Source organism: Clostridium sp. chh4-2, assembly GCF_002899675.1.
GTDB lineage: Bacteria > Bacillota > Clostridia > Lachnospirales > Lachnospiraceae > CHH4-2.
In genome coordinates this window covers 74,528-97,920 of the sequence record NZ_PKUU01000019.1, presented here as the reverse complement: position 1 = coordinate 97,920, position 23,393 = coordinate 74,528, and the positions used below count along the sequence as shown (strand labels likewise).

At 46.4% G+C, this 23,393-nt stretch carries 23 protein-coding genes; 5 read left to right on the top strand and 18 right to left on the bottom strand.

Going from position 1 to position 23,393, the window contains the following annotated elements; all coding sequences use genetic code 11:
- Positions 1-35: 35 nt before the first annotated feature.
- Positions 36-461: a MarR family transcriptional regulator gene (locus C0033_RS18660; RefSeq protein WP_103229414.1), complete on the top strand. Its 426-nt coding sequence runs from the start codon at positions 36-38 to the stop codon at positions 459-461.
- Positions 462-471: 10 nt separating this feature from the next.
- Here C0033_RS18660 and C0033_RS18655 read toward each other — a convergent pair whose 3' ends face one another.
- The 5 genes from C0033_RS18655 to C0033_RS18635 all read right to left on the bottom strand — a co-directional run bounded on the left by C0033_RS18655 (position 472) and on the right by C0033_RS18635 (position 6,139).
- Positions 472-1,911, bottom strand: coding sequence for a metallophosphoesterase (locus tag C0033_RS18655; RefSeq protein ID WP_103229413.1), 1,440 nt, complete (start codon positions 1,909-1,911; stop codon positions 472-474).
- On the bottom strand, positions 1,904-3,574 hold the full coding sequence (locus C0033_RS18650) for a glycosyl hydrolase family 18 protein (RefSeq protein ID WP_103229412.1): 1,671 nt from the start codon (positions 3,572-3,574) through the stop codon (positions 1,904-1,906). Before C0033_RS18650 ends, C0033_RS18655 begins: the two co-directional genes overlap by 8 nt.
- A gap of 190 nt (positions 3,575-3,764) precedes the next feature.
- A complete protein-coding gene (locus C0033_RS18645; RefSeq protein ID WP_103229411.1) occupies positions 3,765-4,010 on the bottom strand; it encodes a hypothetical protein in 246 nt (81 codons plus the stop codon).
- A 102-nt stretch (positions 4,011-4,112) separates the two neighbouring features.
- A complete protein-coding gene (locus tag C0033_RS18640; RefSeq protein WP_146043792.1) occupies positions 4,113-4,730 on the bottom strand; it encodes a hypothetical protein in 618 nt (205 codons plus the stop codon).
- Positions 4,664-6,139: a serine/threonine-protein kinase gene (locus C0033_RS18635; protein ID WP_103229409.1), complete on the bottom strand. Its 1,476-nt coding sequence runs from the start codon at positions 6,137-6,139 to the stop codon at positions 4,664-4,666. The genes C0033_RS18640 and C0033_RS18635 overlap by 67 nt, the downstream gene beginning before the upstream one ends.
- A 161-nt stretch (positions 6,140-6,300) precedes the next feature.
- On the opposite strand from C0033_RS18635, the gene C0033_RS18630 reads away from it, so the two are divergent.
- Entirely contained in the window at positions 6,301-7,032 is a 732-nt protein-coding gene (locus tag C0033_RS18630; protein ID WP_103229408.1) for an adaptor protein MecA, read from the top strand.
- A gap of 193 nt (positions 7,033-7,225) precedes the next feature.
- On the opposite strand, the gene C0033_RS18625 is transcribed toward C0033_RS18630, so the two are convergent.
- Positions 7,226-7,426: a DUF1858 domain-containing protein gene (locus C0033_RS18625; RefSeq protein ID WP_103229407.1), complete on the bottom strand. Its 201-nt coding sequence runs from the start codon at positions 7,424-7,426 to the stop codon at positions 7,226-7,228.
- Between the two features lie 414 nt (positions 7,427-7,840).
- Here C0033_RS18625 and pflB point away from each other — a divergent pair, with 414 nt between their 5' ends.
- The 3 genes from pflB to pflA all read left to right on the top strand — a co-directional run bounded on the left by pflB (position 7,841) and on the right by pflA (position 11,158).
- Entirely contained in the window at positions 7,841-9,961 is a 2,121-nt protein-coding gene (pflB, locus tag C0033_RS18620; protein ID WP_103229406.1) for a formate C-acetyltransferase, read from the top strand.
- Positions 9,962-10,015: 54 nt separating this feature from the next.
- Complete coding sequence (gene grcA3 / locus C0033_RS18615; protein WP_103229405.1) at positions 10,016-10,270, top strand: autonomous glycyl radical cofactor GrcA3; 255 nt, start codon at positions 10,016-10,018, stop codon at positions 10,268-10,270.
- 135 nt (positions 10,271-10,405) lie between these two features.
- Positions 10,406-11,158 (top strand): pyruvate formate-lyase-activating protein, encoded by a 753-nt coding sequence (pflA, locus tag C0033_RS18610; protein WP_103229404.1) that lies wholly within the window; start codon positions 10,406-10,408, stop codon positions 11,156-11,158.
- 908 nt (positions 11,159-12,066) lie between these two features.
- Here pflA and C0033_RS18600 read toward each other — a convergent pair.
- The 12 genes from C0033_RS18600 to C0033_RS18545 form a co-directional block, all read right to left on the bottom strand.
- Positions 12,067-12,888, bottom strand: coding sequence for a sugar phosphate isomerase/epimerase (locus tag C0033_RS18600; RefSeq protein WP_103229402.1), 822 nt, complete (start codon positions 12,886-12,888; stop codon positions 12,067-12,069).
- Between the two features lies 1 nt (position 12,889).
- Entirely contained in the window at positions 12,890-13,894 is a 1,005-nt protein-coding gene (locus C0033_RS18595) for a hydroxyacid dehydrogenase (protein WP_103229401.1), read from the bottom strand.
- A gap of 36 nt (positions 13,895-13,930) precedes the next feature.
- The gene (locus C0033_RS18590) at positions 13,931-15,061 is read right to left on the bottom strand and encodes a glycoside hydrolase family 88 protein (RefSeq protein WP_103229400.1); all 1,131 of its coding nucleotides are present in this window, start codon (positions 15,059-15,061) and stop codon (positions 13,931-13,933) included.
- Positions 15,062-15,163: 102 nt separating this feature from the next.
- A complete protein-coding gene (locus C0033_RS18585; RefSeq protein ID WP_103229399.1) occupies positions 15,164-15,484 on the bottom strand; it encodes a cupin domain-containing protein in 321 nt (106 codons plus the stop codon).
- Between the two features lie 115 nt (positions 15,485-15,599).
- A complete protein-coding gene (locus C0033_RS18580) occupies positions 15,600-16,334 on the bottom strand; it encodes an SDR family NAD(P)-dependent oxidoreductase (protein ID WP_103229398.1) in 735 nt (244 codons plus the stop codon).
- A gap of 29 nt (positions 16,335-16,363) precedes the next feature.
- Complete coding sequence (locus C0033_RS18575; protein WP_146043791.1) at positions 16,364-18,271, bottom strand: heparinase II/III family protein; 1,908 nt, start codon at positions 18,269-18,271, stop codon at positions 16,364-16,366.
- Positions 18,272-18,302: 31 nt separating this feature from the next.
- Entirely contained in the window at positions 18,303-20,297 is a 1,995-nt protein-coding gene (locus C0033_RS18570; protein WP_103229396.1) for a DUF4962 domain-containing protein, read from the bottom strand.
- Positions 20,290-20,808, bottom strand: coding sequence for a hypothetical protein (locus C0033_RS18565; RefSeq protein WP_103229395.1), 519 nt, complete (start codon positions 20,806-20,808; stop codon positions 20,290-20,292). The genes C0033_RS18570 and C0033_RS18565 overlap by 8 nt, the downstream gene beginning before the upstream one ends.
- Positions 20,809-20,823: 15 nt before the next feature.
- Positions 20,824-21,243, bottom strand: coding sequence for a hypothetical protein (locus C0033_RS18560; RefSeq protein WP_103229394.1), 420 nt, complete (start codon positions 21,241-21,243; stop codon positions 20,824-20,826).
- Complete coding sequence (locus C0033_RS18555) at positions 21,236-22,339, bottom strand: ABC transporter ATP-binding protein (protein ID WP_103229393.1); 1,104 nt, start codon at positions 22,337-22,339, stop codon at positions 21,236-21,238. Before C0033_RS18555 ends, C0033_RS18560 begins: the two co-directional genes overlap by 8 nt.
- 4 nt (positions 22,340-22,343) lie before the next feature.
- Complete coding sequence (locus tag C0033_RS18550) at positions 22,344-22,805, bottom strand: hypothetical protein (RefSeq protein ID WP_103229392.1); 462 nt, start codon at positions 22,803-22,805, stop codon at positions 22,344-22,346.
- Positions 22,795-23,346 carry a hypothetical protein gene (locus C0033_RS18545; RefSeq protein WP_103229391.1) on the bottom strand — a complete coding sequence of 184 codons (552 nt, stop codon included), beginning with the start codon at positions 23,344-23,346 and terminating at the stop codon, positions 22,795-22,797. Before C0033_RS18545 ends, C0033_RS18550 begins: the two co-directional genes overlap by 11 nt.
- Positions 23,347-23,393 lie beyond the last annotated feature (47 nt).

The following is a 23,393-nucleotide window of genomic DNA, read 5'->3' as shown; positions in this document are numbered from 1 at the left end:
TTATTTACATTTAAGGGAAAGGATATGATAAGAACATGAATTTTACAGAAATGATGCTGAAACTGCTGCCCTATTGGTACTATAAGATAGAAAAACCATTTAAAATGTCTTTAAAAGATAAGATGAGCCTGGAAACCTATTACTGTCTCCAGATTCTTCAGCAGGACGGTTCCATGACCATGACCGACTTAGCCGCCCGCTTAAAGATCAGCAAACAGCAGGCCACTAAAATCATTGATACCCTGAACCAACATCATTTTATTGAACGGAAATATAACGAACGGGACAGACGGTATATCAGAATCTGCGTATCGGATTCCGCAATTCAATATATCGAAGAAAATATTTATAAAAATACCGATTTTCCCCTCCAGCTGGAGGAAAAAATCGGCAAAGAAGATGTAAAAAGACTGGAAGATGCGATGGCAACTCTGCTTGAAATACTTCCTAAACTGGATTAAACTGTCGGACCTACTGAATCTTCACATGATTATAGTCCGCATCCGCATCCAAAAGGATCTCTTCTATGTACTGCATCAATATGCTTGGATACGTATAATCCATCCAAAGCTTATAAGACGGATCATTCATCGTTTCAGCCTTTATTTTTAATGCCAGGCCTGCATAGCAGTAAGAATTCAGTTTTGCATACATCTGTGACATGGAAGCCATCTCGTCTTCCGTAAATTCATGCTCATTATTCTTAATATGCTTCAGCTCTTCATAAGCCTGATTATAGAACACCCGCATCAGAAACGGCCCTTTGTAGGTATTAAAATCGAGAAGATTGTCGTCCGTCACCTTTTCATCATAAGCCCAAGCCTCTATATTCAGAGGTTTTGTATCGTAAGTATAGGTAGCGTCGTCCGTGTATTTCAACACTCCGTATTGACACGGCGGCGTAGCCAGCGAACTGGTAACGATCTCACAGATACGGTCCGGATCATCATCAGCATACTGGTAATGCTGGACATGAAGGTGCCCGCTTAAAAAGATACCCACATCCCAGGCTTCCAGCTGGTCGATCAGCTGGCTGCTGTGCTCGATGGTGCAGTCGTCGATATAGACGCGGCTCTGATCTAAAAGATTGTGGTGCGCTATGGGTATCACATTCATTCCCTGGCTCCAGGCGTCTTCCATCTGCAGTTCGATCCAGTCATAGGTTTCCGTCTTAATCATACCGCCCACAAGAGCGTGATCCTTATACTGGCAGGTATCCAGCATCAAAAGACGGTTGTACTCATCCAGCTGGTAAACATAGCTAAGGGAATACTCATCCCTGCTTATGGCCTCATCATAACCAAAATCGCTGTAAATGCTCTCAAATTCCTCTGGCGTGGTCTTCTCCGCCGGGAACCGGACGCCTTCTTCATAAGCGGCCGCGCTCACATTGTTGATGTCATGGTTGCCGGGTATTACGAGAACCGGAATTCCGGCTATCTCAACCTTTTCCAGCTTATCCGCCAATTCCACATGGCTCTGGTATTCTCCATTCAGGCTCAAATCTCCGCTAAGAATCAATGCTTCCGGCTTTTGGGCAATCACTTCTTCAATAAATGCATCCGTTATCTGCCAGATGTAATTTACAACCTTGCCGTCACCGTGATCCACCATATAATTGAATCCCAGCCCCATATCCGTCAGTTCACGGGCTAAATAATGGATGTCGCTGGCGATAATCAGCTTTTTTTCCGGCTCTTCAACCTCCGGCTCCGTCGTTTCTTCTATAGAAGAAGTCTCTGTCTCCGATTCGCTTTCCGTCGGTGGCTCCGTTGTGACCGCTTCCGTACTGGCCTCACTGCTCTCCGCCGGAGTCTCTGTGGTTACCGGCTCCTGTGCCGTTTTAACGGTACAGCCCGCCATCATAATGATCATACCTGCCGCTATTAAACCTATTGTTTTCTTATTCATTCAAATTCACCACGTCCCAGATGTCTTTTGGTTCAAATCCCGCTTTCCAGCAGGCCACACCAGCCAGGCCGTATTCCTCTATTAGATTCATTTTCAGCTGAATGGAGTTTTTTTCCTCCATCCAGATATACTTTTTGCCTTCATCTGTAAACAGTTCGCCGTAATACTGCCCCAGCTCTTCCTGCCAGATCAGTTCCACATTGTTTTCCTCCACCCACTTCTGGGCACCTTCAATTCCCAGTGCCGACGAGGACGTTCCGTTGTCGCCTTCCGTCCATACTCTTGTAAAGAACGGAATCGCATTCACAACCTTCTCTTTGGGAACCTCTTTTAACGTATCCGCAATGCCGTTTTTCACGAAATTAATGGACGCCACCGATCCCATCTCTCCGCCGGAAAAATGTTCATCATATCCCATCACGATCACATAATCCGCAACGCGGCCCTGTTCCGCACGGTTATAAAACAGATTATAAGAAGCCGGAACATAGTTGTCCACGGAAAGCACCAGTTTTTTCTTTCTGCAGGATACGGAGAGTTCCCGGATAAACTGCACATAGTACGGCCCGGCCTCTTCTCTCAGCGTTTCAAAGTCCAGATTGATGCCGTCAAATCCGTACGTATCAGCATCTTCCATCAATTTGGCGATCAGTTTTTTCCTGGTGGAGGTTTTTCCCATCAGCACCTGGGTATTCACGTCTTTTCCGCCATTGTAATTAAAATTATCTAAAACCGCCCACACCTGAAGTCCCAGTTCATGCGCCTTGTCCACATAATCTTTGCTGGCAAATGACTGATAATTTCCTTCGTTGTCCATCATCGCAAACCAGGTAGGGGCAACTACATTCACCCCTTTTGTGTTAGCGATTCTGGCTTCCAATGTACTGTTGGCATCATTGGATAAAACCTGATGCCATAAAAGGCATACTTTTTCATCCATGGTAATATTGGTATATTCCGGCTCTATAAATGTGCTCTTAGGCTGGAAGCTGTCATCTGCGGCCAGAAAACGGTTCTGGATATATCCTATATATCCGTCCTCAGTCATAACCTTAGACCACTCGTCCATGGCTTCAATGACCCGTACCTGGCTTTCCTTCCGGGCTTCGGTCACAATGGGGCTTTTAATTCCGCCTTTTTCGCGCACCCTGCCTTTTCGTTTCATAAGAGCCATATCTTCTGACTCCCATCTGGTATCAATATAAATTCTTCTGACCTCAGTCTCCACGTCAAACGCCCGGATTCTGATATTGGTATATCCCGAAATCAATCCCAGGGCAAGATAAACCTCATCCTCTTCCAAAATAAGCAGGGGCGATCCATTGCTTCCCTTCGTCTGGTCTGTTGCATAGACAATCTCTTCCGGAAGCGTATAGATAAGAAGCTTTTCATTCTCATCCCAGAAAAACTTTTCATTAATCTTACCGTTAATCCATGTTAGAGGCAAATACGTCTGGTTATTCTTAAAAATCCCCTTATCGTCCTGCAGTTCATCATTCAGCAGAACTGCTACTTCATCTTCCGTCACCCCATATCTCTGGGTTAAATCTGCCGTTTCAAAAGACGGCATGTACTTGATTGCCAGCCAGACTCCCAGTGCTCCCGCAGCCAGCAATATCACAGCCACCAGCGCTATAACCAGCGGTGTTTTTTTCTTCTTCATGGATTTCCTCCTGCATTATCGGATGTTAGTTATACTCTGCCCCTATATCTGTACGCTAATTATACAATACATCAAATTACCACACAAGCCGTAAAATTTGGTTCTTTTCCCGGCGTCTGCATCCCACCCGTGCCGCATAATCATCACTTTTGGCTGAAAGCGGTATCCCGCGGCATCTCCCACCCTTATCTTATTCGTAATAGACCTTATCAAAATGGATCTCCGTTAGCTTTCCATCTTCCAAGCCCACAAAATCGCTCATGTAATAATATTTATTTTCGCAGACTTCAAAAATTTTACCCCAGTCCTCCTCCTCTAATTCCTCCCCATCGATGATAATGGGAATTCCCTTATCCCGGTACTGTTTCAGTCCCTCCAGATACACTCTCTGCTGTTCTTTTCTTTCCCTTTGTGACAAAGCATATTCTGAGCTCACACGTTCCTCCTGTTCTGCCGCATGACCGGCGCTTTTTTAAGGCGGAGCCGCTGACCGGAAGGTATTCGTGACATATCATTCCCGGCTCCGCCTTATTCTTCTTTATCTTTCAAAATATGCAATCAGCTGGCGGTTCAGTGCAAAAGGATCTTCTGAAAGAGGAATTCGTTCGACAGGAAGGCCCAGCTTCTTTTTTATCTGTCTTCTGGCGTCCTCACTTCCAAAGGAAATGACATAATTCCAGCTCTTATATCCGGCTTCTCCCTTCATCTCCCGTACAAATTCCAAGAATCCCTCTGCCTGCCATTCGCTCAGCGCTGCAACGACGCATTTTTCATGGCATCGTAAAAATTCGATTTTTTGGTTAAAAAAATCACTTCCGAAATCAATAATAATCTGCTCATAACCTGCAGCCATACAAGAAAGCAGTTCTTTTGTTCCGGACCGCTTATAATAGTCCGCTTTTAAAACGGAAAAGCTGCGGTTATCCGAGGATGCCCCTTTGCAGACCCGTTCGATCCGCTCAAAATCACCATGGTCATTCCATTCCAAAACCGCACACTTGCAGCCGCAGACGCCGACCATATAATTGGCCAGCAATATGGCATAATGAGTAGTGCCCGCCCCTCTGGACGTTCCCAGGATTCCGGTCACTACCGGCTCCTTAATCCCGGGCGAAGCAGTTTTTCTGCCGCGCTTACGGCGGCTCTTCTCAAACATCGCAGCGGCCATCCTCCTTTCGGCCTGATCTCAAGGCTGTCCATCAGCGCCTGATAAAATCTCATATGGCTTCTTTCCGGTAAAAATGAATCCGGCTGCCAGGGCGCTTTATAACAGTATTCCGGGTTCAGACCCCCGCCTTTCCTGATTCTCAGCCCGGCCGCCACATGATTGAAGATAACCCTCAAACAGGCGCAGGACTCCAATTCAAGGACAGCTTTCTCAGCCCCGCCGGCTTCCCAAAGGCTGCCGTCACAGACGAGAAAGACGCAGTCCACATCCATGGATTCCTTTAGCCTGTTAAGGTCATTTCCATAATCCCGGATCACAATCCGGTTTTTGCTTTCTTCCAGAACCACGGCTTCCCCGTACTTAGGCTTCATGCTGCATCCCCTGATACGGACCCGGCCAAACCGGTCTGACTGCGCGCCAAAAGAAAGCGCCAGCCGCCGTACTGCACCTGAGTCATTCTGTTCTTCATAGAGATTGGGATAGCCTGATAAACGCAGATAAGTTGATAAGCCGATTGCCAGATGAGTCGTACCGACCCCGGATTTGCTTCCCGCGAAAGCAATGGTAAGAGATGATATCTGATTTTTTTGAAATAATTTTGAAACACCGTTTGTCTTCTGGTCCAGCCGGATTAAATCCCGGCATAATTCTTCTGTTGACTGGTACCGTTTATCCGGATCAGAATGCAGACATGTTTTGACGATTTTCCTCAGTTCCGGAGTCCATCCGCACAATCCCGGCGATGGGGATTCTTCAGGATATCTTCCGGTTCCCAGGTAGATTAAGGTAACACCAATGGCATAAATGTCGGTCCGTTCATCCAGTTTCATGTCCGTTCTGTATTGTTCCGGCGCCGCACATCCGATGGTCCCATAGCGCTTTGAGGAAGCATTTGCCTGGATCATGGTTGCGGAATGGTCAAAATCCACCAGTTTCACAGTTTCATTGCACAACAATAAATTCTTGGGCTGAAGATCTAAATATAAAATGGGAATTTCCCCTGCAGAATGCAGGTAATTGACTAACCGGCAGATCTGAATCCCATATCGGATTGTCATTGCCGCAGTCAGATGACCTTGATTGTGGATCAAGTCATAGAATGATTCGCCTTCCAAGTACTCCTCGATCAGGTAGCTGTACTCAGAATCTTCTTCTAAATCATAAACGATGGGTATTCCGGGATGGCGCAGTTCCTTGAGGATCAATGCCTCTTTCTTAAAGCGCCGGTAATCCACATAAGACTTGGAAACCCGCTTGATGGCCCTGAATTCCTCCAGCTCCATATGCACCGCCAAAAACACGGTACCGGCATGTCCTGTCCCTAAAATCCCCTTTATCTGATATTTACCAAACAAAACGGTGTCCTCTACGACACGCACCTCCTTTGTAAATATCATCTCTTGAAGCCCATTCTAATACATAAATGCCTTTTTTACAATCTTTATTTAAAAAATCTCTAAAAAATTCCTAAAAATTTCACATAGGAATTGCCTTTTCGCTATAATATATAGTATAGTTAGATTGAGGAAGCAGACTTTAAAGAAAAGGAAGTGATCCTATGAAGATAGAACGTATCAATGAAAATCAGATTCGTTGTACGCTGAGCAGTTTTGATTTAAGCGTCCGTAATCTGAACCTGGGTGAACTGGCATACGGAAGCGAAAAGGCGCGCAGTCTTTTTCGCGAGATGATCCAGAAAGCATCCAACGAAGTCGGTTTTGAAGCCGAAGATATCCCACTTATGGTAGAAGCGATACCACTGTCGAATGAAAGCGTAATGTTAGTCATCACTAAAATAGAAGACCCGGAAGAGCTGGACACTCGTTTTTCAAAATTCACACCCATGTCCGACGAAGATCAGGACGGATTGAATGATCTGGCTCATGAATTGTTGGAAGGAGCCGATGGGCTGTTGAATCTCTTATCGGATGAGATCAAGGAAACGCTGGAAGAACCGCCTGCACATGATGTTGCGCCTGCTCCTCAGGCACCGGTTCCGGCTTCCCGCATCTACAGTTTTGACAGCCTTGACCGTATATGTGAAGTGGCCCATATTGTTGGACATGTCTACGACGGAACCAATACCCTCTACAAAAAGCCGGACAGCCGTCAATATTATCTGGTGGTAAAAACAAAGGACAGCAATTCCCTCAGTTTCAGCCGTCTGTGCAATATTCTCGCTGAATACGGCACAAAGATCAGGCAGGAATACGCCAGCGAGGCCTATTACAAAGAACATTATGAAGTCATCATAAAAAACAGTGCACTTCAGAAACTGGCCGATCTTTAAGAAAGAATCCCGCTTGCGGGATTCTTCGCCTGCGGCGGGCCGCGTAAACGGCATTATACCTTACCGCCGCAGTGCGCTCCCATAGCCAACAAAGTTGGTATTGGAGAGCTTTTTTATATCATAGAAGTACCTTCCTATGATACAAAAAAACAGGTGAGGAGACTTTCGATCTCCTCACCTGTTATCTTCTGATTTATCTGTCAGCTAAAATTTCATTCATCTTGCTCACTAAATCATCACAGTCAATTCCATGAACGAAGCATGCTTCTTCTAATGACTCACCCTGTGCGGATGGGCATCCGAGACAATGCATACCTGCTCCCATTAACATCTGGGGAATTAATTCATCCATACCAACTAACTGACCGATCAACATATCTTTACTGATTGTCATGATAATAACCTCCTTTTTGCACATACTATTTTTACTATAATACGATTCAAACATTTTTACAAGGTAATTTTGTCCGAGTTTTGCATTTTGGGCAGCAGTTCGTTACGATTCCCAGTCCCGGCGATCTATGCCGTCCGTGCCGGTTTTGGCAGTATGCAGGAACTTTCCGGTTTCTGGAAGCAGGCTTTCATTTTTCCGGATATACGGAGTGGTAAAAGTATGTAAAGAATTATTTTTTCTCATTTTCATAGTATTTTACTATGAATCCCTATTTTTACCAAGTATTTACTGGTTTATTTAAAAAAATTCTCAATTATAGCTATTGACGTGTATACAATGTGCATCTATAATAAACACTACAGAACGTTACTAATTTAACTAATAATCCATAGATAAAAACAGGAGGTACTCTTAATGAAAACAGAGTGGCGCGATTTTAACGGCGGCGTATGGGAAAAAGAGATCAACGTCAGAGATTTTATCCAGAAGAACTATACTCCATACGACGGTGATGATTCTTTCCTCGCAGGACCTACCCAGAATACCAAAGATCTTTGGGATCAGGTTATGGAACTGAGCAAAGAGGAACGGGAAGCCGGCGGAGTCCTTGATATGGACACCAAGATTATTTCAACCATTACTTCCCATGATGCAGGTTATTTAAATAAAGAAAAAGAAACCATCGTCGGTTTCCAGACAGACAAGCCTTTTAAACGTTCGCTGCAGCCTTACGGCGGAATCCGCATGGCGGAAAAAGCCTGTCTTGACAACGGCTATCAGGTTGACCCTGAGATCAGCGAGTTCTTTACCGCACACAGAAAAACCCACAATGCAGGCGTATTCGACGCTTATACACCTGAGATGAGAGCCTGCCGTTCCAGCCACATCATTACCGGACTTCCTGACGCCTATGGCCGCGGACGTATTATCGGCGACTACCGCCGTATCGCTCTTTACGGAGTGGACCGTCTGATCGAGGACAAGGAAGAGCAGAAAGCTACCACCCGCAGCACCATGTATTCAGAGATCATCCGTGACCGCGAGGAATTATCAGAGCAGATCCGCGCTTTAAAGGAACTGAAAAAGCTGGGTGAAATCTACGGCTATGACATTTCCAAACCTGCATCCGATGTAAAGGAAGCGATTCAGTGGACTTATTTCGGCTACCTGGCTGCTGTTAAGGAGCAGAACGGCGCGGCTATGTCTTTGGGACGTACTTCTACATTTATTGATATCTACTCTGCAAGAGATTTAAAGGAAGGCAGATATACGGAGGAGCAGATTCAGGAATTCGTGGATCATTTCATCATGAAACTACGCCTTGTAAAATTCGCCCGCACTCCGGAATACAATTCCCTGTTCTCAGGCGATCCTACCTGGGTAACGGAATCCATCGGCGGTATCGGCATCGACGGACGCCATATGGTAACAAAGATGTCCTATCGTTATCTGCACACTCTGCAGAACTTGGGAACCGCTCCTGAGCCAAACCTTACTGTGCTTTGGTCCACACGTCTTCCACAGAACTTTAAACGTTTCTGCGCTAAGACCTCTATCGAATCTTCATCCATTCAGTATGAGAATGACGATCTGATGCGCGTAACCCACGGAGACGACTATGCCATCGCCTGCTGCGTATCTTCCATGAGAGTGGGCAAGGAGATGCAGTTCTTCGGTGCACGTGCAAACCTTGCAAAATGTCTTCTGTACGCGATCAACGGCGGTATCGACGAAGTCAGCAAGAAGCAGGTTGGACCGAAATACAGACCGATCACATCCGAATATCTGGATTACGACGAGGTTCTGGAAGCTTACCAGGATATGATGCAGTGGCTGGCCGGCGTTTATGTGAACAGCCTGAACATCATCCACTATATGCATGACAAATACTCTTATGAAAGAGTCCAGATGGCTCTTCACGACCATAAAGTAACCCGCTGGTTTGCAACCGGTATTGCCGGATTATCCGTAGTAGCCGATTCTTTATCCGCAATCAAATATGCAAAGGTTAAGACAATCCGTGATGAAAATGGCATTGTCATCGACTATGAAGTGGAAGGCGACTTCCCGAAATACGGCAACAACGACGACCGCGTGGATGAGATCGCAAGCGATATCGTACACACCTTTATGAACTATATCAAACGCAACCACTGCTACCGCGGAGGTATCCCTACAACTTCCATCTTGACAATCACCTCGAATGTCGTTTATGGTAAAGCTACAGGGTCAACTCCTGACGGACGTAAGGCAGGCGAACCATTTGCACCGGGCGCAAACCCAATGCACAGACGTGATACCCACGGCGCTGTCGCATCTTTGGCATCCGTTGCGAAGCTTCCATTTAAAGATGCCCAGGACGGTATTTCCAATACCTTCTCCATCATCCCGGGAGCGCTTGGTAAAGAGGATCAGATCTTCATGGGTGATATCGACGTAGAGCTTGACATCGATACAAAAGATCTGCCTGAATATGACGACTGCGGCGGAGCATGCAGCTCACCGACAATTTTTGAATCATTGGACAGAGAATAGATAACCTGATTAACACATTTACAGCCGCAGACTGCGGCGGAACGGAGGAAACTTATGGCACATACAACACATGCAAGTGATGCACAGGTAGATAACTTAGTGGCTTTATTGGATGGATATGCAGAAAAGGGCGGACATCATCTGAATGTTAATGTCTTTACGAAGGAGACGCTTTTAGATGCTCAGGCTCATCCGGAGCAGTATCCACAGCTGACAGTAAGAGTATCCGGATATGCTGTTAATTTTATTAAACTGACGAAGGAACAGCAGGACGAGGTTATCTCACGTACCTTCCATCAGTCAATCTAATTATTATCGCGAGGATTTACATGAAGGGTGAAGGCATTTTCGAAAATGCCTTCACCCTTTAATGTAAAACCTCAAGGCATTTTTAAAAATGCCTTCACCCTTCATGTAAATTCTTCATCTAAAAAGGAGAGAATTATGGTAGGTCACATACATTCCATTGAAAGCTTCGGAACCGTAGACGGTCCCGGTATCCGCATGGTAGTCTTTACGAAAGGCTGTCCCATGCGCTGTCAATACTGCCACAACCCGGACACTTGGGACATGTCAGGCGGTACGGACATGACTGTGGAAGAAATCCTGAACCAATATGATCAGTCCAAGGAATTCTATTCCAAGGGCGGAATCACCGTAACCGGCGGAGAGCCGTTAATGCAGATCGGCTTTGTCACCGAATTATTCGAAGCCGCCCATAAAAAAGGCATTCACACCTGTCTCGACACCTCCGGCGTCACCTTCCGCCGCAGCAATGCAGATATCTGCGCAAAAATAGACCGCCTTTTAGCTGTTACCGATCTGGTCATGCTGGATATCAAACACATCGATCCGGCCGAACATGAAAAGCTCTGCGCCCAGCCCAATGAAAATATCCTGGATTTCGCCCGCTATCTGGATGAAAAAGGCATCACCATGTGGATACGCCACGTGATCGTTCCGGGGATTACGGATGATCACCGGTATCTTTATCAGCTGGGGCTTTTTATCGGCACCTTAAAGCATGTGAAGGCCTTAGACGTGCTTCCCTATCACAACATGGGAGAAATGAAATACGAAAAGCTTGGAATCCCCTATCCTCTAAAGGGTGTTTCGCCCGCTACGAAAGATCAGGCGGTGGAGGCCCGAAAATATATCCTAAAGGGAATACACGACAAAAGACTGATGCAGAAATGATAAATTGCTATTTAACTGAGTTGGCGGAAGGTACGCACAGAACCAGGAGGCGGGGCCGGAAGGAATCGACCGGAGGGGGGAACCGGACCGGGGAAGAAAGATACGGACGAATGGGATTCGGGATTCGCCCCTAAGAACTACTAAGGCCCGTAAGGACAGAACGAGGCAGGCCAGCGCCATTCGCAGTGAACTCTTGATGACTTCGCTGCTCAGCGGCGCTTTAAAAACTGAGACGGAAATCAGTTTTTACCTGCCTCGTTCTGCCCTTACGGGCCTAAGTAGTTCTAAAGGGGTTCCATACGATCCCATTCGTCCGTATCTTTCTTCCCCGGTCCGGTTCCCCCCTCCGGTCGATTCCTTCCGGCCCCGCCTCCTGGTTCTGTGCTGGTTTTCGCTAGCCCAGTTAAAAACAATGTTATGCAATGGTATTTACGTAAGGCTAAATTTGCATAGATCATGAAGGTATTTTCAGAAATGTCTTCATGTTTTACTTTAAACATTAAGGCATTTCGCAAAAAGACCCCACCCTCGATGTAAAAACTTACTCGCAATCCACCAAATCTTTATTATCCTCAGCCAGCCAAGCAACAGCCGGAAAGAAGGGGAAAGCTGGGGAGGCGGCGGTAATAGAGAAAGACAGGGGATCGTGTGCAGATCCTTAGTGATACTTGGCCGGTAAGAGCGGAAAAAGGCAGACAAATACTGAATTCCGAATCAGTATTTGAGGCGCCACTGAACGATGGAGTCATAAAGAGTTCATCGTGAATGGCGCCGCGCTGCCTTTTTCCGCTCTTGGCGGCCTAGTATCACTTAGGGTCGTAACCCGAATCCCCCGTCTTTCTCTATTACCGCCGCCTCCCCAGGTTTCCCCTTCTTTCCGGCGTACCTTAGTCGATTAAATAAAGATATCAATAGTCCATAAATTGTGCATACTGGCGGATCATTTTGTCTACTTCAAACCCAGCCCCTCTCAGCTCCGTCCTCCAGGCTCTTTCCCATTCCAAGGAAAAATACCCGTCATACCCTGATGCTGTGATCATATCCACAATTTCTTTTATGGGCACTTCCCCTTCTCCGATTCTGGTATACTTCCAGCTGCTCCGGTCCGGGTCATCCCATGGCAGACCATCCTTAATATGTACATGAACCAGATCGTCCTTTACATAATCCAATGTTTCCTGCGGCTGTTCTCCGGCTTCTAACGGATGCATGATATCCCATAGCAGCCTAATATTCTTAAACTCATGCTGGTTCAGCAGTTCTCTTAAAACCTCGCCTTTTGCAAATTCATCGTGTGTTTCTATCCAAATCTCCATTTGGTACTGCTGAAGAATCTCATCCGCTTCAATCAGCCATTTTACCGCTCCGGCGTAGTCCACTTCCGGGACATCGTCTGACCAGCGTTTCTTTTTAAAGCCCATCATGATTCTGAGGCCGCGGCAATGGAGGATATTGGCGATTTGGGAGCAGCGTCTGAGTTCTTCAAATGCCTGTTCATCGTAACGGTTGATTCTGATACTCGTGCCTAAATCGGATACTTTCATTTGATTTTTACATAAGTATTCATACATCTCTCTGTATGTTCCGTCTGAAAGGGCTGTATCGGACCATGGATGGAAATTCATGCGGATTTCCATGGCCTCAATTCCATTTTCCTTACATACTTTTACTACATCTTCCAGGGACCAGTCCTGGAATGCCAGAGTGCTGACTGCAAGTTTACGTTTCATCTCATCCTCCTGACGTCATTCTGACCGCATATTCATAGGAAATGCCGTCTTCATACGGCCTGCCCTCCAAAATCGCGCGGATGTCTTCGGCCAGCTTTAAGGTCACCTTTTCCCTCATATCGAAGGTAGGGCCTGCCATGTGCGGGAATAAGAGAACATTGTCCAGATTTCTCAGCTGGCTGTCGGCCGGGAGCGGTTCCTGGTGGTAAACGTCTAAAACTGCGCGGAACCTTCCGGTTTTCAGTTCCTGGATCATGGCCTCTTCCTCCACGATTCCGGCCCGGGCGGTGTTGACGAACAGAGCGCCGGGTTTGATTTTCTTCATTAATTCTCCGGTGATCATCCCTCTGTTTTCCTTGTTAAGGGCGGCATGAAGAGATATGACATCACAGGTTTCAAATATTTCCTCTGCTGATGCGATCCTTACGCCCCGCTGTTTGGCATCTTCTTTAGTGATATATCTGGACGCCACCAATATCTCGGGCTGAAACCATTTCAGCAGATCGATATAGTATTTTGCAATGGCTCCGTATCCGACAATGCCTATCTTTTTCCCGATTATCCCGGAATTAGTTCCAGGTACTCTTCGCCAGCCGTTGTTTTTGATAGAATTAACTTCATCATACAGGCATCTCAGGGACATGAGCGTATAAGCCAGACAGCCCTCCGCAACGCTTTTGGCAAACAGGTCATTTCCGCTCAGCACGATGATTCCACGGTCGTATTCTTCCTTACAGATCATGGTGGCCACCGTACCGCCGGTATGAGCATGGATTTTCAGGCGGTTGGCCGCCTTTAAGACATCCTCGTCAATTCTTGGTGTTTTCCAGCCTGTCACTAAAATATCCACATCTTTGATGTGTTCGATCAATTCTTCCTTTGTATACGCCTGACGCCCCGTGTCGTTATACTCCACGTCGCCCAGCGCTTCCAAGGCCGCTTTTGCTTTCGGGGTGAAAAAGCTTTCTTTTACTTCCCCGTCGCCCACTGTTACCAGAATCTTCATGATACCACTCCTTTTCTAAGCGTTTTATTATCCCCATTACCAAATCTGAAATGTATTTCCCCTCAGCTTACTGATTGCTTCAATGAAAAAATAGTCCCCGTAAATGATTGGAATATGGCGTCCAACTTCACCGTGATACCGCTCTGTTCCCATCATTAAAATGCCGTCTTCCTCTTCCTTCCAGTTGCAGAACTCTTTTTCCATGGCCTTCAATATCTTGCCCGCCGCCGATTCATAGATGTCCTTTTCTTCCGCCGCAACACAGCGGGACAGCTCGATCAAGCCGCTGGACGCGATCGCTCCGGCCGTAGAATCGTAAATCACAGGCTTTTTCGGACTTCTGAAATCACAGAAGGGGAGCCAGCCGCTGTAGCTTACGCAGTTGATAAAATAATTGGCGATTCTCTTGGCAGCATTCAGATAGCGGACGTCTTTGGTGTATTCATAGCTGATCACGAAACCGTAAAGTCCCCACGCCTGCCCCCTGCTCCAGGAAGAACCGGCGGCATAGCCCTGGCCGCCCAGATTGTCCAGCTCTTCTCCATTATTATTGTCATAGACCACGATATGTTTCACGCTTCCGTCTTCCCTGACATGATGAGCCAGGGTCTTGTCCGCATGGCGTTTTGCCAAAGATGCAAACCTTGGGTCCTTTATCTCTTCAGAAGCCCAGTAGAGAATGGACAGATTCATCATGCAGTCAATAATCGCCCAGCCGATATTTTTTTCGTTTCCTCTGTCGTTCCATGCCCGGATGTATTCGCCTGAGACATTATATCGTCCCATCAGCATATTGGCGGCTAACAGGGTTCTGACTCTGGACTGGCGGTTTCCGGTCAGGCGGTAATCAAGACCGCTGGAAATATGCCACATAAAGCCGACGTCATGGTGAAGACCGTCGTATTCTCTGAACGCATTATCCAAGGTCTGCTCCGCTCTTTCCGCCACCTCTTTATAGATGGATTCTCCGGTGTCCATATACATCAGCCAGAGCATTCCGGGCCAAAACCCATTAGTCCATTTGCAGATATTGTTTCTGTAATCATTAAATTTTCCATCGATGCTGGTATAGGGAATGTTTTCCGGGTTCCGCTCTGCCGTAAGGCGCATTTTGTCCGAAATTTTTTCAAAAACTTCGTCAGCAAATCGTTTCAGCTCCTGATCCATAATCAATTCCTTTCCTTAATCGTAGCTATTCAGAGGGGGCATCTTCTTGCATGGCCTGCGGCCATACAAGAAGATACCCCCTGCGGTCAGTTGTTTTGACAGTTACAGAAAATCTTCTCTCTGTGGTGAGAAAATGTCTAAAATCACTGCGTCTTCCAAAGCGGTGGCTCCATGAGCTACATTTGGTTCCACATAGTAGCTGTCTCCCGCTTTCAGATGGTATTTCACTCCATCCGCCACATATTCAAAGGAACCTGACACAATGTAGCTCACCTGCTCATGCACATGCCGGTGAACGCTTCCCACCGCGCCCTTTTCAAATGACGCTTCCACTCCCATCATATTGCCGCCGCGGGCCAGGATTCGTCTCGTAACGCCCGGTTCCGGATTGGTTGGGATGATATCTTCATATTTTAAAACCATAGCCTGTTCTCCTCACGTTTTTAATGTAACTAACTATCCAAAGTAATAACATCTTCCTGCATGGCCTGCGGCCATAAAAGAAGCATCGGAGGTTCCTCCCTCTGAACAGTTAATATTAGATAAATGCCTGTCCGCCGTTAATCTGGATAATCTCGCCTGTCAGGAATGACGCTTTCTCAGAAGCCAAAAATTCGATGACAGAAGCCACTTCAGAAGCTTCGCCAAATCGTTTCATAACGATTCCGCCCTTCCAGGTTTCCATGATCTCACGTTTGGTAGCTGCATGGAATTCAGTGTCAATGGTTCCGGGAGATACTGCGTTTACACGGATTCCGTATTCTGCTAAGTCTTTTGCCAGAGCGCGTGTCAAACCTTCAATTGCCGCTTTTGCGGATGCATAGATACCTGCGCCGGGGCCGCCGCCTGAGGTCACTGCGATGGTGCTGTAGTTGATGATGGAAGGATGGCTTCCCTTTTTTAAAAGCGGGATTGCGGCGCGGCTTGCAAAGAATGCGCTGTCAAAGTTAAGGGCCATAACCCGTCTCATGAAAGAAGTCTCCATTTCCTCAAAACGCTGTCTGCCGCCCAAACCGCCTACATTGTTAACTAAAACATCTAAAGAATCATATTTCTGTGCGATTGTCTCGAAGCATTTGTTTACGTCGTCCTCATTCATGGAATCCGCATAGATAAATTCGCTGTTGATTCCCTCCGCTTTCAACTCCTCCAATGCGGTTTTCGCCGCCTCCTCATCAATCCCTGTGATGATAATGTCATATCCGGCTTTACCAAGCGCTACTGCTGCGCTGAGACCGATTCCTCTTGTTCCGCCTGTCACTACTGCTCTCATAATTCATTTCTCCTTTATGCTGTTATATATTACACCGCTTCATTCCCTGCTTCTTTAATACTCAGATGATACTGAGGGTCTGCTCCGGCATGCCTTACTAAAATACTGTACCTGATTTTATTAACAGGATTGTCCATGGTTTTCAATAGATACAACTGGTGTCCCTTTAAGTCCACAGTTACTTTAAACTTATTGTCGCCTGCGCTGCCGTAAAGCACCGCGCTGTCCCCGCAGGCTTTGGCTTTTTTCACCTCAAGTACATGCTGATATCCATTTTTATCAAACCCAAGATCCCCGTCTTCCAGCTCTAATTCATGTTCAAAGCTGAAATCGGATTCAAAATGGAAGATATAATCATAAATTCCGTCTTTTCCTCCACTGACTGAAAACGTGTCTTCCACACAATTTTCCCCCAGCTCAATGGTTCTTGTATAATCGATTCCTTCGTATACATCTTTCGCCCTGGCCGTCACCTTGCTGTCATCAAAATACAGGCATTCTCCCGGACTGACAGAAGTGATATCCGTGCCGTTAAAACAAACCGTGTTATGTGACAAAGTTTTCCGGTGCCATTCATTGCAGAGTTTGGATCGGTAGCCCGCATTGGAAAGATCTCTGGAAACTCTGTGATCCTTGTACATCATTTCCACGGTCATGATATCGGGATGAGCATGAGATTTTCCGTTAAGCCCGTACTTCATGAATACGTTCCAGTTCTTATTTCTCAACATCGCGAAATTGGATTTCGGGAAATTACAGGAACCCTTTTTAACCGGGATAAACCTGCTGTAGTCAAAGTCAATGTTGAATAAAAGCTGCTCCAAGCAGACCTTATTTTGACAGTAGTATGGTTCCGACAGAGGTAAAATCGTCCTCGGTTCCTCAGAAGACTCGATGATCTTCGTTATATTGCCGATCTCGCTGTCTTCTCCTGCCGCCCGGGCCGCCGTGTGATAGATATAGCTGAACGTTTTCAGATTCAGGTTCGGCCATCCGTCGTTGGGGTTTGGCAGATACTGGTTGTCAAAGGCGTAGAAATATGCCTGTACGAACATATTGGTCAAGATCCGGCCGCTTTCCTCACCGAAATCATAATCATAAATCCGGCTGAATAAATACAGATAGGAGATCCCTTCTAATAGGAAGAAATTATAATGGATGGAACCTTCATACCAGAAATAGTCGGAAGTTACGCCACGTTTTAGCTGCTCATGTATATTGTATTCACTATTAAATGTGAAATCGATCATTTCCTGATCCCCAAAGGCCAGACCCATCACTCCGATAGCCGACAGATTCCAGCAGCTGATGTTGTGGATGCGGGTGGCCTGAGGCGCCAGCAGATGAAACATCTCTTTAAACATCTTCCGGTGTACCATATCCAGCCATTCCGCGCTCAGTTCGTCTTTCAGAATCTCGATGGTCTGCACAAAACGGATGGCTACGATGGATTCATTTAACCCCTGTGGCATCATCTTACCGCAGCCCCAGGACATCGTATCGTAGGAATCACAGATGTCATTTTCTTTGTTATGTAATACGAATTCCTGGTAATGGGAAGCATAAAAATCCATTACCTGAACCGCATAATCAAAATATCTCTTTTCCTTCGTCGCTTTATAAACCACTGCGGAAACTAAAGCCATAACCACCGCCCGGTTTCTGTAAAAATAAGTCCACACTCCGTCCAGGATCTCATTTTCATACACCTTGCCGCAGACCTCGCACCGGTGCTTCTTCGGCGAATTCAGGTCAAAGATCAGCCTTCCTCCGTCGTCATCACAAAAATAATAATGTCCCCACCTGCTTAACCGTTCGGGAGAATCCGTAAAGCCCGGCATAAAACCGTCCACATCCGCTCTCATCGCTTCTATAATCTTCCGGTTCTCTTCCACCGAATTGATAAGCCGGTCAAAGTTTTCATTTACATAATTCATAAGACTGCCCTTTTCGCCCTCTCTATGCCATTTATAACCGATACTCTTTAACAGCTCCTGATTCTCCGCCGACAATAATTCCAACCGGCGTCAGCGCTTTATCTTCCCCTTCAGGATATGATCCGCAGGTGAAGGCATACGTTTTATCCCCGTGTGTCACCGTCAGCGTCCTGTCCTTCCACTGAAGCTTGGTCTCTTCTTCCTCAAAGGTAAAGCACTCAAAGAATATCTGCTCCTGAACCGCAGAGCCGGATTCAAATGCTAAAGTCTCAATCTCAGTTTTACATACCTTATCCGGTTCCTGAGTTGTCATCACGCTGACCACTTCCTGCTGATACTGCCTGGTTTCCATCTCCGTATCGGAAAATACCGTATAGCGGATATTCCCTGTGTCCATGGGATAGATATAACTGCCTTTTTCCACTTCCACAGCTCTCTGATCCGTGTTGGAGATCAGTTGATACTTATGCGGTTTCCCGCTCCTGCACACGTCCACAAAGATCCAGAACGCCAGTCCGTCGGTGAACATCAAACGGCTCACTTCCTTCATATTCAGCGCTTTGGGGTAGATTCCCGTAGTTTCTCCGCGGTAAACAACGATTGAGCCGTCCTTTTCCATAGCTGAGACATTTCCGCCGTACTCCATCTCATCAAAGGACTCCCCAACTTGCTCCATGCGCATCTTCACACTTTTTACGTATACATCGTTCACATCCACTGCATCGGTGAATGAGCCGTCCACCAGAATCACATTGTGGTTATCCGGCATGATGTTCCGGTTATATCCGTCTTCGCAGGTCAGATATTCGCTTCCTCTGGCAAAGAGATAGGACAGATTATCCGGGTGATGATGCGACAGGGAAAGGCAGTCAAGCCCTTCTTCCCTCAGCAGTTTAAAACCGGTCATCCACTGCTTTTTCCCTCCCGGGTATCCGCATTTGATGGTCAGGACTTTGCTGTCCCGATTCCAATTCTCACGGATGGAAAGCAGCCCCAAGTCTTCAAAGTACCGGACTTTCGGCAGCTGGGATAAGTCTTTTTCTTTAACTTCCGGATCATACCACAAAAATTCGAATGCGGCCTCCGGCAGAATTCCTGGTTTGATCTTGCTCTCTGCGGCTTCCTCCATCAGAAATTCATTTACCACCAGATTTCCAAAGGTCTGAGCGAATCCATCGCCATATTCGGCCGCCGTTTTATAATAAACGCAGGCCGCATGGCCGCTGTGCCTGTCATGGGAATCGCCGAAATTCAGCTGCTGCTTCAAATCTCCGCCGGACTGGTACAGACGGTAGTAGAATGTATTTTTCAGATAACCGCTGATCTTAAAATAATCAATTCCTTCCTGTGTTTTCAGCAGATGGGCATATACGAACAGCCACATCCCCCCATATCTCCAGTAAGGCACGCCTTCATAGTTGGAACCGTCGTTTGCCAGGTAGGAAAATACCCTGGAAAAATTATCTTTGGCCTCTTTTGTATAGGTTTCCGCCGCCGGGTCCTCTCCCGCCAGCGCATAGCCGGCCGCAGCCAGCCCGGTCATGTTGATCCAGTTGTGATTCTGATAGAAATTAGTTGACCAGCCGTGGCCGTATGTATCCTTTTTATATTGATAGATAATCTCAGCATGATGGCTGATCTTATGGGATATCCGTTTTTTCTCTTCCTCATCCAGATACGGCTTCAGCCAGTCATATCCTAAAGAAAGGCCAAACAGAATCCAGGATGCCGATAAATCCACATTTACCAGATGGGCATTTCCCCATTTCTCATAGGATAATACCGCATTCATAAAACGTTTCGCCTCCAGAAGGTATCTTTCCTCTCCGGAGAGACGGTAGGCCAGCGCCAGATTCACAATCGCGATACCCATATAAGTGGTGCTCTCCTTCGGATGAACCTCAGGCAGCTCCACGGTCTGATACCTATCCGCCTGTGTGAGCAGACGCTCATACTGCTTCTTTCTCTTTCCGGCGATTTCCGCCTGATACGGGGCTAAATCCCCGATAAAAACCAGCTCATTCATGCTGCTGCCCGCCTTTCCCTCTTGCTTCCCGGACCGTATCCGCCAGTCCTGATACCATCTGGTAATAAATTAAATACAATGTGGCAAACCCAAACGGCTCTCCCGGAATCAGAACCGTTTCCGCCGGAAGTCCGCAGATCTGGTTCAAAAGCAGATTGAACCCCTGATAGGTCAGATAAACAAGACCTACGAGAATCATGCTTTTAAATATCTCCGCCAGCCTGTATATGGCGTTCTGCCACCCTTTTCGTTCATAATAGGCTTTGTTGGAAATCTGTCCTCTTTTCACAATGTCAAACATTCCATATGCGATTGGATTATAGACAACGATGGTAACCAGCCCGATTCCCACGCCCAGAAAAAAGATCAGGTCGATGGGGTCACGAAACAGTCCCGCCTGGGTGCCGAAACCGATGAAAAAATAGCACATCCCGGCGATCCACCATCTGAGAAGCCCGGCTTTTACGTTGTCAGTAAATATTTTTTTCTTCTGTCCAGTCTTTCCGCCCATAGTCTCTCCATTCCTCTACCGATGCTTTATAAGGTCAACTACCAGTAAAACACATGATATGAGATATACCGCGATAACAGCCGTGCTGAATCCGGCCGCTTTGCTGACCGCCGCCGTTTCCAAAGACCTCTGATTCGCTATGGCATAGCGGTAAATAGACGTCAGATAACATCCAAATCCCGAGGTCACAACACATAAAACTGCGGTAAAAATCTTTTCCATCATCCTATCGCTCCTGATTCTGGTGGTTTCGAACATGGTAACCAGCCCGAACAGGATAAACAGAAACATTCCAAAACCGCAGAGCTCATTTTCCAGCAAAAGCAGAGCTTTTACATGAACGCCGGTAAAAATCAATTGCACAATGGAAATAATTCGGATCATGATATTCGCTATTGTCGTTAATTCCAAACCTTCTACTTTTTTTCTATTCATCTTCTTCGCCCACTTTTGCATACAGCACTAATTGTGTAGTTTCTTTATCAAAGAAATAGATATTTTCCATTTCAAACTTTATGTAAACCTGCTGTTTCAACTCATATTCCGGCACGTCCACACGGCAGACCAGTTCGGATTGTCCTGCGGTCACATATAAAATGCAGTAATTTCCAAGAAATTCCTGGTTTTCCAACGCAGCCGCAATCACGTTCTCCCCCGGCCCCTTCGCTACGGAAAACTGTTCCGGCCTGATTCCCATAACCAGTTCCTTACCGTGATACGCTTTCAGTTTCTCAGCCGCATCAGGCGGCAGGTTCAGCCGGTTTCCTTCGAATATGAAATTTCCGTTTTCAATGGTTCCTTCCAGGAAATTCATCTGCGGAGAACCGATAAATCCGGCTACAAACATATTGGACGGTTCATAATAGATCTCTTTAGGCGTTCCCACCTGCTGAATAATTCCGTCTTTCATGACCACCATCCGGTCCGCCATGGTCATGGCCTCCGTCTGGTCATGGGTTACATAGATCGTCGTAACCCCCAGGTCCCGCTGCAGCTTAACAATCTCGGCCCTGGTGCTGGTCCTCAACTTGGCATCCAGATTGGACAGCGGTTCGTCCATCAGGAAGACCTGAGGCTGTCTTACCACGGACCGCCCTAAGGCCACCCTCTGTTTCTGGCCTCCCGACAACTGGCCCGGAAGACGTTTTAACAAGGGCTTCAGCCCTAAAATCCCGGACGCTTCCTGAACTTTATCATAGATCACCGTATCCTTTTCATGTCTGACCCTGAGGCTCATTCCCACATTATCATATACCGACATGTTGCCGTATAGCGCATAATCCTGGAATACCACTGCGATATCCCGCTCCACCGGAGGGCATTTGTTGATCACCTTTCCATCCAGAACCAGTTCTCCGCCGGATATGGCTTCCAGACCTGCAATCATTCTGAGGACGGTAGATTTTCCGCAGCCGGACGGCCCTACAAATACGATAAATTCTCCGTCTTTCACATCCAGGCTGAAGTCATGAACCGCATGGAACCCATTGGAGTATATTTTATTCACATTCTTAAACTGCAAGCTGCCCATCTTATCACCTCATCTCCAGGCCTTCGCCCATACTGTCCAGTTTCTCCTGCAGCTTCTGCCTTCTGTTGGTTCTGTGGATACTGATAAATCCCGCCGCCACCAAAAGACAGGTTCCTGCCGCATTTGCCGCCATGATTATCATCTGCCTGCTGTAAGGCTTCAGAATAAACGGTACAAATACCGCCTGGCGCAGGATCATATAAATTCCCAGGCCGACCGCAGCAAATGCCAGTTTTTTCTCGTAAATATTCATTTTAACCGCACAGGTAAATAAGGCAAACAGCATGACGATGTTGATCATAACAGCAGGCCCCATCCAAAAGCTGACTTCTATCACGTCCAAAATGCTGATTACATAGACCAGTTCAGCTACAATTGCCAATAAGGTCAGCGAATACGATAATCCGTCTTTTTTATATAATGACACGTATGCCTTTTTTTCTTTTTCATCCATTTTACTGCTCATTTTCCATGCGCCCCTTCTTCTCATTTTTAACAAATGTTATGTGACTCATAGCCATCGCGATTCCATAACCGACGCAGGCAACGATCTGCAGCAGGTAAATTAAAAGTCCAATCTGAAATGTGGTAAAATGTGGTTTATAGTCTACCATTCCCTCCAGCTTTAAATACTGGAAATCAAGAGTTCTGTAAAATGCCTGAACTGCCTGTATATTGGTCATCGCATATACAGCTCCCGCGCAGCAGGCCAAAAGTAAAACTTCCATAATAATCAAGGCAAACCGGTCCGGCACCTTGCTGTAAATTTCAAGTAAAAATGAAAACAAAACGATAAGTATGCCGATCAGCGCAAGCAGAAATATCTGCCTGTTAAATGTCTGAAGTACGGAATCATGGAAAAATGAAATCTGGCTGTTCTGCTTTAACTTCAGGCCAAACAGATCCTTATACTCAGTCATGAATACCAATGTAAAGATAAATACAACGACTGCCATAACCAGATATATCCCGGCAGTAATTTTCTGAGTTTTAAATATTTTCTGCATAATCAGCTCCCGCCTTTATCTAATAAGGGAGGAGGAGGAATCCCCCT

What these genes read in the sequence shown, in the direction of transcription:
- C0033_RS18590 (WP_103229400.1), bottom strand. Translation starts at nt 15,061, where the DNA reads ATGGATCAGGAGCTGAAACGATTTGCTGACGAAGTTTTTGAAAAAATT.
- C0033_RS18640 (WP_146043792.1), bottom strand. Translation starts at nt 4,730, where the DNA reads ATGTTTGAGAAGAGCCGCCGTAAGCGCGGCAGAAAAACTGCTTCGCCC.
- C0033_RS18595 (WP_103229401.1), bottom strand. Translation starts at nt 13,894, where the DNA reads ATGAAGATTCTGGTAACAGTGGGCGACGGGGAAGTAAAAGAAAGCTTT.
- C0033_RS18635 (WP_103229409.1), bottom strand. Translation starts at nt 6,139, where the DNA reads ATGATATTTACAAAGGAGGTGCGTGTCGTAGAGGACACCGTTTTGTTT.
- C0033_RS18570 (WP_103229396.1), bottom strand. Translation starts at nt 20,297, where the DNA reads ATGAATGAGCTGGTTTTTATCGGGGATTTAGCCCCGTATCAGGCGGAA.
- C0033_RS18545 (WP_103229391.1), bottom strand. Translation starts at nt 23,346, where the DNA reads ATGCAGAAAATATTTAAAACTCAGAAAATTACTGCCGGGATATATCTG.
- C0033_RS18650 (WP_103229412.1), bottom strand. Translation starts at nt 3,574, where the DNA reads ATGAAGAAGAAAAAAACACCGCTGGTTATAGCGCTGGTGGCTGTGATA.
- C0033_RS18630 (WP_103229408.1), top strand. Translation starts at nt 6,301, where the DNA reads ATGAAGATAGAACGTATCAATGAAAATCAGATTCGTTGTACGCTGAGC.
- C0033_RS18600 (WP_103229402.1), bottom strand. Translation starts at nt 12,888, where the DNA reads ATGAAACGTAAACTTGCAGTCAGCACTCTGGCATTCCAGGACTGGTCC.
- C0033_RS18565 (WP_103229395.1), bottom strand. Translation starts at nt 20,808, where the DNA reads ATGGGCGGAAAGACTGGACAGAAGAAAAAAATATTTACTGACAACGTA.
- C0033_RS18655 (WP_103229413.1), bottom strand. Translation starts at nt 1,911, where the DNA reads ATGAATAAGAAAACAATAGGTTTAATAGCGGCAGGTATGATCATTATG.
- C0033_RS18555 (WP_103229393.1), bottom strand. Translation starts at nt 22,339, where the DNA reads ATGGGCAGCTTGCAGTTTAAGAATGTGAATAAAATATACTCCAATGGG.
- C0033_RS18585 (WP_103229399.1), bottom strand. Translation starts at nt 15,484, where the DNA reads ATGGTTTTAAAATATGAAGATATCATCCCAACCAATCCGGAACCGGGC.
- C0033_RS18660 (WP_103229414.1), top strand. Translation starts at nt 36, where the DNA reads ATGAATTTTACAGAAATGATGCTGAAACTGCTGCCCTATTGGTACTAT.
- grcA3 (WP_103229405.1), top strand. Translation starts at nt 10,016, where the DNA reads ATGGCACATACAACACATGCAAGTGATGCACAGGTAGATAACTTAGTG.
- pflB (WP_103229406.1), top strand. Translation starts at nt 7,841, where the DNA reads ATGAAAACAGAGTGGCGCGATTTTAACGGCGGCGTATGGGAAAAAGAG.
- C0033_RS18625 (WP_103229407.1), bottom strand. Translation starts at nt 7,426, where the DNA reads ATGACAATCAGTAAAGATATGTTGATCGGTCAGTTAGTTGGTATGGAT.
- C0033_RS18560 (WP_103229394.1), bottom strand. Translation starts at nt 21,243, where the DNA reads ATGAATAGAAAAAAAGTAGAAGGTTTGGAATTAACGACAATAGCGAAT.
- C0033_RS18580 (WP_103229398.1), bottom strand. Translation starts at nt 16,334, where the DNA reads ATGAGAGCAGTAGTGACAGGCGGAACAAGAGGAATCGGTCTCAGCGCA.
- C0033_RS18575 (WP_146043791.1), bottom strand. Translation starts at nt 18,271, where the DNA reads ATGAATTATGTAAATGAAAACTTTGACCGGCTTATCAATTCGGTGGAA.
- C0033_RS18550 (WP_103229392.1), bottom strand. Translation starts at nt 22,805, where the DNA reads ATGAGCAGTAAAATGGATGAAAAAGAAAAAAAGGCATACGTGTCATTA.
- pflA (WP_103229404.1), top strand. Translation starts at nt 10,406, where the DNA reads ATGGTAGGTCACATACATTCCATTGAAAGCTTCGGAACCGTAGACGGT.